This is a genomic window from Candidatus Scalindua japonica (assembly GCF_002443295.1).
In the GTDB taxonomy this organism is placed as follows: domain Bacteria; phylum Planctomycetota; class Brocadiia; order Brocadiales; family Scalinduaceae; genus Scalindua; species Scalindua japonica.
Genome location: NZ_BAOS01000003.1, coordinates 16,165 through 28,351, shown reverse-complemented (window position 1 = coordinate 28,351; position 12,187 = coordinate 16,165). Strand labels below are relative to the sequence as shown.

Here is a 12,187-nt window from a genome sequence, read left to right as displayed (position 1 = left end):
CGTCCCTGTTTTTTTACTGTCTATAGTCTACAAACATCTCTTTTGCCGCCTGTCCATGAAGTATTCCATGATTAATCAAATCTCAATCATCAGAGGGACTTCTCCACAGTCAGGAAATTTATAGCACTTTACACATTCTGTCCATATCTTGTGAGGCAGAAGCTCTTTATCAACACGCTTGAAACCCATATGTTCAAAAAACTCTGGAATATATGTCAATACAAATAACCTGTTAATACCGAGCACCTTCCCCTCATCTAAACATTTTTGAACCAGTTCTTTTCCAATTCCCTTTTTCTGGGAATCTTCTTCAACTGCTACCGACTTGATCTCTGCCAGGTCCTTCCAGAAGACATGTAACGCCGCGCACCCTTTTATGTTCCCGTTCTCTATATAAACATAATAATCGCGTATATTCTCATATAAATCGCTCAAAGGCCTTGGTAACATCAGATCTTTTTTCGCGAATTGATTTACCAACCTGTTCATCTCTTCTACGTCATCTACATGAGCATTTCTTAGCATTATGTATGCATCTTAATATTTTGTTTAATAATTATCAAATTATTTATATATTATACTATTAAGATGATTAAACCAATTACAACACCTTCAGAACACACAGTACTCCCCGCCATTAAAACAGCGCCTTTGGTAATGCTGATAGTAGCTGTTCTTGTGTTTTCATTTCCGGTTTTTTCATTTCTGGCTTTCTCATTTCCGGCTTACTCTCAAGATATGTCTTTAACTGAACTGCAGACAAAAGCACTTGTGCTTAACAAAAAAGGACAATATCACGAAGCAGTGAAAGCTGCTGAGAAAGCATTAGAAATTACTGAAGAGAAATTTGGATCAGATCATCCTGAGACTGCCGCATCCATGACTATCCTGGGGCTACTCTATTTTTCACATGGCAAATACTCCAATACAGAGCCTCTCTACGTACAGGCACTTAAAATTAATGAAGCTGCTTTAGGAAAGGACCACGTCAATGTTGCTGCTGATCTTGATAATCTGGCGCTGCTTTATCAGGCCCAGGGCAGATTATCGGAAAGCATTCCTCTCTATAAACGTGCGCTACAGATTAAGGAAAAAACACTGGAACCTGGCCATCAGGATATAGCAACACTGCTGAACAACCTGATAACACTATACACCGCTCAAGGCAGGCACTCTATGGCAAAACACTATCACGACCATTTACAGTCTACCTGGGACAGTGCCCTCAAGCAGGAACCAGGTACCAGACCAGGAAAACAAGGAACAACACAAACGCTGAACAGATGGAAAGGCCACGTATACTCTTCCAAATTTTCCCGTAACTTTCACCTGCCCGATTGCGAAGAGTTACCAAGCAGCCCTGATGATACTATCGATTTCCAGTCCAGAGAACACGCTATACGAGACGGAGCAGTACCATGTTCCGTATGTAACCCTTGATAATGTTTAAAGAAAAGACATTAGTTCTAAACGTGGAGATACCTTAGTATTAGCTACTAATGTTTTGCAAGCATCGGGCAACGATTCAGAGAACGAAGTTAACAATATATAACAATTTATTGTTTTTTAATGTTGATATCAGCACATTAAAAATAGTAACAACTTTTCTCCATAAAAAAGGGCTTGAACCATTTTGGCAAAAAAGTTTTGAATACAAAAACACATAAATCCATCTATTTATGATGAAAGTAGGTGTATATTTAAGGAAATATTACTACAAAGAAATATTACTACAAAGACTACGCATAAACTCGGCTCGCATACATACGATATATAGTAAATTAATAATTTTCAAGCACTATATGAAGTTTATGCGTCTGCTCTAAATAGTTATCTAACAGCTAGCTACCTTCTTCTGTTTAATCTTTCTCACTGCCCCTACTCCAACTAACCCTATTAAACTAAGGCCTAGTAGTAACTCTAGGGATGGTTCAGGGACACTTACACTTCCAAAAATTTCTACGTGTGAGATGGCTCCTCCTGCCGGCCAGAAATCTTCGAAACTAAGACTTTCCGTTCCATTCCAATTTAAACCGCTTGAACTGAGATCAAAGCCATACCATGCCGGTGTGTGATTCCCATCTTTGACTAAGGCAAATGCATCACTTATAAATGCTCCTGTACCTACATATTCGATCAATGCGTCTTCTGGATCACCAGAAGTATTAGAGAAGGTTGTCTCGTACGAACCTGCTGCCACTCCACTTTCCGAGCCGCCCACATCCTGTTTGTATACGCTATCAGCGGCACTTGATATATATCCATCTGTTATCAGTTTGTCGATGATAGCCCTATTTGAAGTTTGATTCCCAGAAGTGACTTCGTCACCTGGTGTTATTATAAGGTCCCCCTGTGCCTGCGTAGCTAATACCATAGAAATAGCTAAGACTAAACATATAAATACGACCTTATGCACAAATAAGATTGTCTCTGGTTTTGTAATACTTAAAATTTTTCTACTCATTGTCTGCCTCCTTGAGTGATTTAAACTTACAAAAAAAAAATTAACTTCTATACGGCTCAATTATCAAAGCCTATAGCTTCTCTTTATGCAATTATTTAATATATCATCTTCAATACACTAAAATGGCATGTTTAGTACCAAAAAATGGAATTATATAATATAGTATCTAAGTGCTTGATATATTTGGTCTTAAAATAATTATAAATAAATTAGTTATTAAACATTTCGTTAGTTTTTTAACACAACCAATTTATCCGAACTACAGATTATACACTCTGTAATTATGCAAGCACTAATAATTTAGACACTTACGAAAGCGTTAAAAAACTAACAGCAAATGTAAGTTTTTTAACGCTTTTCATTGCACTATGCCCTACCTATAAAACCGAAACGTGATATCGTGTGACGTATTGAACAGGCTGTCCGAGAATGCAAAATTGCAAAAATTTAGTATTGATACTAAAGAGCTTATGACTCACAAATTGGTAAAAATACCTATTCTCGGACAGCCTGTTCAATAGTGAATTAACCTTATTACTTTTAGCAATAAAGATATTCTATGGTCAGACATTGTAACTGATACGCAACCACATTTTGAAACAAAGCCCTTAACCATTCACAAATCACTTCAAAAAAATTCAGATTACTATTTAATGGGGAAGCAAAGAAAAGTCCATTTATTTACTTCCCTGTTTTAATAAACCTAATTTATGAAATGCATATACATCTAATGATGGTATATCATTTTGGTAGTTCGTCGAGTTAATAGTGGTATAGTAGCGAGGAGAGTACCCAACATCAAGACTATAAATAAGGTCTTACGACAAATTTGCTTGACTTTTTAAATATCCAATAAACAAAGGCTTACAAAAGATGGTGTCAATTGTTTCCTAGTATTACATGAGTGAGTTAAGGTTTAACTGCCCGGCTATGGCATGTGACAAGCAAGCAACAAAAAAGGTAATTTATTAAAGAGTTTGGAAAAAGTTTATAATAAAATAGAGAAGCAGTCATTTGTGCGGTATATCTAATTTACATCATACGGAACCCGACATTACTAAAAAGTCGAGGAGGAGAAAAAATATGCTTGAGATCATAAACAACTATTATTGACAATTAATGGTTATTTTGCAATAATTGTTACAGTTTAACTTTTAAAATCTTTAGGTATGAGAATAAGATATGAAGAAACTGCTAGCAGGGTCAAAAAAATTTGGTTACGCAAGTATATTTATTATTTCATTATTCACTTTTTCTGGTTTACGATTCGCGAGTGCAGATCTTTTGAAAGACATTAGTTCTGACAGTTTATATAATAATGCATTAGCTACTGCTGTTTTGCAAGAATCGGGCAACGACAAAGATGACAATGACAGTGGATCAAATACTAATGTTAACAATATCGGGGGAACTAGCGCATTTGGGTTTAATGACTGGGATTTTTTACAAAAAGTAAATACCAATCAGAATGGAAACCAGACCACGAACACGGACACGGATATAGGACTATCTGTTACTGGAGGAGGCAATGTAAATAATGGTACTTTTTCGATGACCCCAAGCCTAGTGACCGGCTATTCTGATCTAATGATAGCGCTCAAACAAGCAACATCTTTTAATCTTTACCTCATACCAACGTCAGCAACGAGTGGATTCTGGACATCGTCAATGGTTGGCAATGGAAACGGCCTTTCCCATTTTTCTGTGTACGGGAGAGGAAGCTCACAAGTCCCAGAGCCTTCACTCAGTCTACTCATTGGTATCAGCCTATCAGGGATAGTAGGAGCAGGGGCAGTGAGAAAGATTAAACAGAAGAAGGTTGTTAATAGCTGTTAATAATATGCACATATAGTCTCATTATACAAGCACCTACATTTATCATTACTATGTGGATGTAGGTGTTTGTTATGCCGATCTTCATCTTTCTACACGTCCAGAAGCAAGGTTATGAAGTATTTAATTGATACAACAGAACAAACCTTATCTCTTCATAAAACCACTCATCAAGAGTTCCGTGCCGCCTACTTGAAAACCGTCTTCACTGCCAGGTACGTAATAAGCCTTTTCAGGAGGATTACCTCTTCTGATCTCTTTAGTCATGCGTAAACCAACTTTCGGACCTCTATAACCGCCATCATTAACTTCTACTGTTTCCAGGGGATACTTTCCCGGAAGAAGTTCCCACTCTTTTTTCTTCTCTTTTTTCATTGGGGTCATAGCATCAAAACTCTTTCCGACCTCCTCGTATTTATCGGCAAGTCTTTTGTCAACATCTGAAGCCCATATACCCTTCGTAGTATTGCCATCTTTAATCAAGTACAATGTTGCCGGCATACCTGTAATAGTCCTTGTTTTATCGGTTGCTTTAACAGCCGATTCAGGTTCTGGCACATTTTTATTATTGAACATACCAGGCATTGCCTGCATGGCTGCTGCTTTCTGTTCCGGCGTCAGGTTTGCGCCATCCAGTAATTTGCTGATATCCGGCATGTTTTTCTGCATTTGACCCATCATATTTTCAGCCTGTTTAGCCATGCCTTCAATCTCTGCCGGTGTCATTTGAATAACTTTCTTCATATCCCACATGATCATATTGAATTTACCATTAAATACCATGGTAATTTTGTTGTCCTGGCTTACCGTCTCGGCAGCGAAAAGACCTTTTATATCTACATTAATTGTTGTTTTGTCTATGCTGAGGTGTTCACCAAGCTTTTTTGCCGTATCAAGATATTCACTTCCCGTAATACTGGCAAAATCATCACTTGTTGAACAGTTTTTATCTTCAGCTACCTTTTGTACTACGTGCGGTGGAACATCGATTTCATCAATGACAATCGTGTATTGCGCAGAAACGGTACTTTCTAAAAACATCAATACTATAAAAATAGTTGCAACAAATAATTTCATTTTCATCACAAAGCCTCCTTATTAAAAATAATATGGTAGTATGCTACTTGTCAAAATCTGATCGTTTACAATATGTAACCAACACTTACTATCTCACAAAAATCTAAAGAGAAATTCACTCTTATGGCATTTGTGTGTTTTGCGTGTAATATGCAGAAAGGCCATATTTAATAAGCCGCACGCTTCTTTAAGTACATTTATCCCCCCCCTCCTTAACGCTATCATTTATTCAGTTTAACACCCCGCATGGTTCGCTTGTAAATCACAAATGTGGTTAAATATTGCAGAAGCGTTATCGGTACGCCAATAACAGGTTAAACTTCCAGTTGATGGTTCGAAGATCTTTTCAACCTCAAACTTCATTACTAATTTATCAGGCCCTTTAAGTTCTAACTCAAGATATTTAACAACATCCTCAACAGGTTTGTCACATAGAATCATATAGGGAAATTGAATGTAGAAAGAGCGCCGGGTTATCACAAGGCTACCAACAGCCAGACTTTCCCATCCTCGACCAGAATATTTATGCGAACACCGGAAATTTTTGTAATATAATGCACAACTTGTACCTTCTTCATCGAATACAATACCTTCATTTTCAAGTCGCTCTCTGGCTCTGGCTGGTACTTTACGAAGACCGAACAAACGATATAATAAGCTCTTACTCATTTAATCAGAACACTCCTGACAGAATAGATTCGGCACGTTTTCAGTGAGGTTTCACACCCCATCATCAGTAATGATTTTACGTTTGTAGTTTTCATCCGGTTTAACTTCTCACATTTTCATTGATATTCAGAGTGAATGTGTGACTTATCATGCTTATCGGCATCCTTATAAAACAAGCGTATCAGAATACAGAAAATAATCGAAATAGCTGGCATTTTAATTCCTCCTCATCCCAGGGATTGGCCGCCGCTTTTTGGCGGATACCCCCCCCTTTTTTTTAATCAACTAATGGATTTCAACACGCCAAGCGGCAGCCTCAATAAATATATTAAATCACACATACATCTGCAGGTTGGCTTCATGCGCTCGTCAGACAGGTATGGCCAATTTTTCTACTTCATCAATATTTAAATATTGTTTGGCCTGCCATAAATTATAATTGTCTTGCATAATTAACCAACTTTCTGGTGAGCGCCCTAATGTCTTGGATAGGCGTAAAGCCATTTCCGGTGTAATATTGCTTTGTTGTTTAATCAAACGCTGAAAGGTTGATGGAGACACCTTTAACTTTGCAGCAACAGTTCGATAACTAATACCATACGGTTCGAGAAAAACCTCTTTGATAAATGCACCTGGGTGGGGTGGATTAAACATGTTCATTAGTGATAGTCCTCATAATCGACAACATAAACGCTGCCTTCGTCAAATCTAAATACTATTCTCCAGTTTTTACTGATATCTATTGCCCAGAGCCCTTTTCTCTTACCCTTTAACGAGTGAAGTCTAAAACCTGGCAAGTCCACATCCTCAATAAAAATCGCTGTATTTAACGCGGTTAATTGTATTCGTAGTTTATTGTTATGGTTGTTCTTAATCCCTGCTTTATTGCCGGATTCATAGAATTTCTTAAGACCATTATGTTTCAATGATTTAATCATGTTTGATAGTAGCACATTGCGCTACACGCAACAAGCAAAATATAGAAGTGGTTCTGGTGCGTAAAACGCACCCTACGATTTTTGTTTCCGGATGTAGAATGTTTCTGGTGGGAAGTAGGGTGCATTCCATGCACCGCTAACAACTTACTTTCTTCTTTTTCCTCTTTTTTAATAACCCACTCCTTTCTTTTTAATTTTTCTCACTACACCAACTCCCACCAACCCTGCGAGAGCAAGACCTAAGAGTATCCCAGGGGAGGGTTCGGGTACAGACTGAATGGTAAAAGGATTTACATTGTATATTAATCTGCAATTAACACTCCAGTTATGATAATTAAGCATAAACTTATTTAATTCATTAATATTCAGAAACTTATGTAATAACACGAAAACTAACAAAAAAAGCCATTCGTCAGCTTTCTAACACCTTTTCCCTGAAATGCATAGTCATATTTTGTGTAACTTGCTTGGTATATATCAATTACACCAAATGCCAAAAAATATCTTCAAATGTCAGCTTTCTAACGCATGTATAACAAACTCTCAATATTAACACCTGAATAATTTATCTTGCCTTTCATTTTTATTACATTTATCATAACTGAAGGAGGTTTTAAAGTTTTACTTTATTTCCAGATAATAGATAAAGGGTGAAGGAGGTTTATGATGAGTGCAAGAAAAGATTATATTCGTAAATTAGATGAAGAATTAAGAGAATGGGACCGAAAAATAGAGGAATTGGAAGTCCAGGTTGAGAAGGCCACAATTGATGATAAAGTAGAAATTATTGACCATATTGAGCGACTGAAGACCAAACAGAAACTTGCCAGAAAAAAACATGAAGAGTTAGAGCAGGCTCATGAAAGTGTTTGGGAAGGCCTGAGAGATGGTGTAGATAGTATTTTTGATGATATGATCAGTTACACTGAAGCAGTTATGTCTAAATTCAAGGATTAGTAGCATATTATTCGATGATATTTATTTGCAATAATTTACGAAATCTACTCAGAAGAAAAATTTAATGAAGAATATTCTCACCATTTGTATTTTGTCAATTTTTATTATTTGTACCAGGAGTAATTCTGATGAACTAAACAAATCAGAAAATCCTGGAGCATCGTTAGAAACCTTGAAGGCGATGCTTCTCCACACGAACGAGACGATTTTAAATCTTGAAGATGAGTTAAAAACAGTACAGAAACAACAAGACAAATTTCACGCTGAATATGCCGATATAAAAACGGTAATGATCAGACAAACAGAGAGAATGAAGAAACTAGAAAAAATCGGATCATTTGTAAAGACAGAAAATATTTCAAAATCATTTGAAACAACTCTTGAAGTAACACAACAAAACCATTCAATGAGTTAGTGAGTGGAGTACTGCCGTCTCAGATATTCCGATATGAAATAAAATATAAATCAACAAAATAAACAAACTGAAATTTATTCTTTCTATTAAAACGGCAAACTTAATAATCCGGAAACATGGAATATAATATGAAATAGCCAGATCACCAATAATCTTTTCAAGCAAGTCTGATGGTAATTGAATCAAAAGAGTTGCTACAAGATTTGGTGGCAATGCAGAGATTACTTTTGCAGATAAAGCATTGGGTAGGACTTTCATTATTTCAAGCACTTCAGTTTCGTTCAATCCATCCACTATTCGCGCAAGTTTTTCATAATCTTCTTCAGTCAGTTTTTTAATAACCAATAATAAGTACTTTTTTATGCTAAATGTTTTTTAATTATATTATTTGCTTTGTTTATATCAATATAAAATATCAACTTATGACTTTTTAACAGGCACTCCAATGACGCATGTTTCCTCTACAATTCCGGCTTCTATAGATCTGCACATCCGGGATTTCCACAACTAAGGGAATACGGGAATGACAGATGATGTAAACACCATACAATGCACTAATGATATTTTTTACTGTTATATTAAGAAATTATCTATATAATAAGGAATTTAAATTCTGGAAATTCTTATTTCTCTTCTACTGCATACGGAAAGTGCAGTTTACGAGAAACAGTATCGTAATTATTTCACCGCAAAGAACGCAAAGTTGATATTGCAAGAGAAAAACAGATACGAATTATCACGAATTCATTTTTTGTCGGGATCTTTGCGCTGATAATATATGCACGCTTAACAGTGATATTTTACCTTTTATTAATTCAAGTGCTGCAAAAGTCAGCATTGAATCAACTCATACAAACAGGAAGTAATTGTGGAAATAAATAATATAAGAAACATAGCTATAATCGCCCATGTAGACCATGGCAAAACAACGTTAGTAGACCAGATGTTGAAGCAGACCGGTGTATTCCGCGCAAATCAGCAGGTTGCAGAACGTGTAATGGACTCTAACGATCAGGAGAAAGAGCGAGGGATAACTATTGTCGCGAAAAACTTCTCTGTCCAATACAAAAATATCAAATTAAACATAATAGACACTCCCGGCCATACGGATTTTGGAGGTGAAGTAGAGCGCACTTTAAAGATGGCTGAAGGTGTGTTGCTGCTGGTTGACGCGTATGAAGGCCCCATGCCTCAGACAAGATACGTATTGCAGAAGGCTTTGGGCTATCACCTCAAACCTATCGTTGTTATCAATAAGATAGACAGGCCTGAAGCGAGGCCAAACGACGTCCTGAACGAAGTATTCGACCTGTTTGTAGACTTGAATGCTGATGACGAGCAATTAGACTTTCCGGTAGTTTACGCAAGCGCCAGAGATGGATACGCGAAGCGCGAAGTGGATGAGGAGAGCAAAGTATTAACTCCACTCCTCGACGCCATAGTAGAACACATCCCCCCACCAACGACAAACCCTGATGAACGGTTTCAAATGCTTATACAGGCACAGGATTACAATGATTACGTTGGCAGGATTGGAATAGGAAAGATTGTAAACGGATGTGTGCGTGCAGGCAGCAATGTCGCTTGGCTCAAGAGAAATGGAGAGAAATGTAATGAAAGAATTTCGGAGATCTATTCATTTGCCGGTCTTGAACGCAAAAGCATAAAGGAGGCGATTGCCGGAGACATTGTAGCAATTACCGGAATAGAGAACATTGAGATCGGTGATACTCTGGCGGATGTCAGTAACCCAAAACCGCTTCCTGTTATAAATATTGACGAGCCTACATTGTCCATGTTGTTCTCTGTAAATGATTCACCTTTTGCGGGACAAGATGGAAAATATGTGACAAGCCGTAATTTGAGGGAGAGATTATACAGGGAATTACGTTCTAACGTTTCATTGAAAGTGCATGATGATAAATCGAGAGACTCGTTTCACGTATCAGGAAGAGGTTTGCTGCACCTGTCTGTATTGATTGAGAGTATGAGGAGAGAGGGCTACGAGCTTCAGGTCGCGAAACCTAAAGTTATTTACAAAGAAATTAATGGAAAAAAAGCGGAACCCATAGAGTTTCTTGTAATAGACGTCCCTAAAGAGTTTGACGGTCAGGTGATTTCTTTACTTGGGGCAAGAAAGGGAGAGATGTTGAATATGCGCGAGAGCAATGGAAGAATTCATTTTGAGTTCAAGCTTCCATCACGCGGTCTGGTAGGGTTAAGATTAAGACTGCTCAGCTCCACCCAGGGGACAGCAATCATGTACCATAATTTCCATGAATACGAGTATTTTAAAGGTGCCATTCCACACAGACCTGTAGGTGTTATAGCATCAATGTCAAACGGTGATGTGATGGCATATGCCCTTGATGGGTTACGCGACCGAGGTGTCATGTTTGTCAAACCGGGTGACAAAGTTTATGAAGGTATGGTAGTTGGTGAACATTGTGACCAGAAAGATATAGCGGTAAATGTATGCCGTGCAAAAAAAGCGACAAATATGAGGTCTGCAACAGCGGACAAGTCCATTAAGCTGTCTCCTCCAAGGGAGTTGACTCTTGAAATGGCACTTGAGTACATAGAAGATGATGAGCTGATAGAGATTACCCCCAAAACCTTTCGTATCAGGAAAAAGCTGTTGAAGGAAACTGACCGCAAACGTAATAGAATAGCTGCACATGGTGTATCAAAATAGAAACTACGTCTAATAGAAAAACAATAGTGACCATTTATTTATGAACACTGAATTAAAACCGAAAATAATCAAAACTGACAAAGAGGCATATACAATTTATAAATATGCTGAATTGAACTCAACCAATGCGTTTCTTAAACAGCATTACGCCGAATTGCCGGATTTCTCGGTAATCTGGGCAGACAAACAGACATGTGGGAGAGGCCGTTTTACCCGAATATGGAACTCTGAGCCGGGCCAGGACCTGACATTCTCGTTACTGTTGCCACTGACGACGCTGGAACAGGAACGAAGACAGAATTTAACACAGATTGCGGCCCTGTCTATTGCCCAGCTACTTGAAGGTTATGGACTGAAACCATCTGTAAAATGGCCAAATGATGTGCTTATAGAGGGGAAAAAAATATCCGGAATACTCTGTGAAATAACGGCAACTGAGAAAAGAGTATGTGGCGTGCTGGGAATAGGCATCAATATCAACAGTACGGATAAATCCCTTACCGGTATTGATATTCCAGCCACTTCACTGCGATCCGAGTTACGCCATAAAGTTGTACGCAAAATTTTATTGGAAAAACTTCTTGAAATTATAATAAATTGTTTTAATGTATTGTGCCAGACTGGTTTTTCGCAAAACCGGCAGGAGATAAAAAAAAGACTGGCATTTGTCAATGAACATATTATTTTTACAGACGTTAAACAGAATTCATACTCCGGAAAAATAATTGATCTGAACGATGACGGCACATTGCTTTTCAAATGTGAAAAGCGCGGCATTATCAGCCTGAATTCCGGAGAAATAGAGTTTCATAATTCTTATTTAATGAGGAAACAGTAATGATCGGCAACGCAATTATGTTGATGTTTATCGGTATGGGGATTGTGTTTGTTTTCCTTGTACTTCTGAATGCTGCCATATCACTACTTGAGTATTTCACCAGAGAACATACTCGCAATGAGGAATCTGCCATGGCGGAAGCAGATCTTGCGCGAAAAAATAAGAAAAAGAGAAAAAGTATGCCAGCAAGTGGTAGCCATGTACAGACGGCAGTCATCTCTGCCGCTATACATGCATACAGAAAAGTTTAATACGTTAGTACAAAAATGTAAATAAGACGTATGGTGGATTACGCGAAGCG

The 12,187-nt window shown here is 37.7% G+C and carries 15 protein-coding genes; 7 read left to right on the top strand and 8 right to left on the bottom strand.

All coding sequences use genetic code 11. The annotated features are described in order from the left end of the window. Positions 1-75: 75 nt before the first annotated feature. A complete protein-coding gene (locus SCALIN_RS01510) occupies positions 76-525 on the bottom strand; it encodes an N-acetyltransferase (RefSeq protein ID WP_096892503.1) in 450 nt (149 codons plus the stop codon). Between the two features lie 63 nt (positions 526-588). Between SCALIN_RS01510 and SCALIN_RS01505 the strand changes: the two genes are divergently transcribed. After that, on the top strand, positions 589-1,440 hold the full coding sequence (locus SCALIN_RS01505) for a tetratricopeptide repeat protein (RefSeq protein WP_096892502.1): 852 nt from the start codon (positions 589-591) through the stop codon (positions 1,438-1,440). Positions 1,441-1,834: 394 nt separating this feature from the next. Here SCALIN_RS01505 and SCALIN_RS01500 read toward each other — a convergent pair whose 3' ends face one another. Beyond that, positions 1,835-2,464, bottom strand: coding sequence for a hypothetical protein (locus tag SCALIN_RS01500; protein ID WP_096892501.1), 630 nt, complete (start codon positions 2,462-2,464; stop codon positions 1,835-1,837). Positions 2,465-3,646: 1,182 nt separating this feature from the next. Here SCALIN_RS01500 and SCALIN_RS01495 point away from each other — a divergent pair. Further along, positions 3,647-4,300 carry a hypothetical protein gene (locus SCALIN_RS01495; RefSeq protein ID WP_096892500.1) on the top strand — a complete coding sequence of 218 codons (654 nt, stop codon included), beginning with the start codon at positions 3,647-3,649 and terminating at the stop codon, positions 4,298-4,300. 144 nt (positions 4,301-4,444) lie between these two features. Here the strand turns inward: SCALIN_RS01495 and SCALIN_RS01490 are convergent, their stop codons facing one another. The 5 genes from SCALIN_RS01490 to SCALIN_RS23710 form a co-directional block, all read right to left on the bottom strand. Continuing rightward, the gene (locus SCALIN_RS01490; RefSeq protein ID WP_096892499.1) at positions 4,445-5,380 is read right to left on the bottom strand and encodes a hypothetical protein; all 936 of its coding nucleotides are present in this window, start codon (positions 5,378-5,380) and stop codon (positions 4,445-4,447) included. Positions 5,381-5,608: 228 nt separating this feature from the next. Then, entirely contained in the window at positions 5,609-6,043 is a 435-nt protein-coding gene (locus tag SCALIN_RS01485) for a hypothetical protein (RefSeq protein WP_096892498.1), read from the bottom strand. 369 nt (positions 6,044-6,412) lie between these two features. Then, positions 6,413-6,703, bottom strand: coding sequence for a HigA family addiction module antitoxin (locus SCALIN_RS01480; RefSeq protein ID WP_096892497.1), 291 nt, complete (start codon positions 6,701-6,703; stop codon positions 6,413-6,415). Beyond that, a complete protein-coding gene (locus SCALIN_RS01475; RefSeq protein ID WP_096892496.1) occupies positions 6,703-6,981 on the bottom strand; it encodes a type II toxin-antitoxin system RelE/ParE family toxin in 279 nt (92 codons plus the stop codon). The genes SCALIN_RS01480 and SCALIN_RS01475 overlap by 1 nt, the downstream gene beginning before the upstream one ends. Before the next feature lie 168 nt (positions 6,982-7,149). Next, a complete protein-coding gene (locus SCALIN_RS23710) occupies positions 7,150-7,323 on the bottom strand; it encodes a PEP-CTERM sorting domain-containing protein (protein WP_133111601.1) in 174 nt (57 codons plus the stop codon). Positions 7,324-7,644: 321 nt separating this feature from the next. On the opposite strand from SCALIN_RS23710, the gene SCALIN_RS01465 reads away from it, so the two are divergent. Continuing rightward, on the top strand, positions 7,645-7,938 hold the full coding sequence (locus tag SCALIN_RS01465) for a sll1863 family stress response protein (RefSeq protein WP_133111599.1): 294 nt from the start codon (positions 7,645-7,647) through the stop codon (positions 7,936-7,938). Positions 7,939-8,002: 64 nt separating this feature from the next. Further along, entirely contained in the window at positions 8,003-8,353 is a 351-nt protein-coding gene (locus SCALIN_RS01460) for a hypothetical protein (protein WP_096892493.1), read from the top strand. Here SCALIN_RS01460 and SCALIN_RS01455 read toward each other — a convergent pair. Further along, positions 8,342-8,698: a hypothetical protein gene (locus SCALIN_RS01455; protein WP_096892492.1), complete on the bottom strand. Its 357-nt coding sequence runs from the start codon at positions 8,696-8,698 to the stop codon at positions 8,342-8,344. The two genes, SCALIN_RS01460 and SCALIN_RS01455, sit on opposite strands and share 12 nt — an antisense overlap. 520 nt (positions 8,699-9,218) lie before the next feature. Here SCALIN_RS01455 and typA point away from each other — a divergent pair. From typA to SCALIN_RS01440, 3 genes are read left to right on the top strand one after another with little or no spacing between them, the layout of a single operon-like run. Further along, positions 9,219-11,048, top strand: a complete 1,830-nt coding sequence (gene typA / locus SCALIN_RS01450; protein ID WP_096892491.1) for a translational GTPase TypA — start codon at positions 9,219-9,221, stop codon at positions 11,046-11,048. Positions 11,049-11,088: 40 nt separating this feature from the next. After that, a complete protein-coding gene (locus tag SCALIN_RS01445; RefSeq protein ID WP_096892490.1) occupies positions 11,089-11,886 on the top strand; it encodes a biotin--[acetyl-CoA-carboxylase] ligase in 798 nt (265 codons plus the stop codon). After that, positions 11,886-12,137: an OadG family protein gene (locus SCALIN_RS01440; protein WP_096892489.1), complete on the top strand. Its 252-nt coding sequence runs from the start codon at positions 11,886-11,888 to the stop codon at positions 12,135-12,137. Before SCALIN_RS01445 ends, SCALIN_RS01440 begins: the two co-directional genes overlap by 1 nt. Positions 12,138-12,187: the final 50 nt, after the last annotated feature.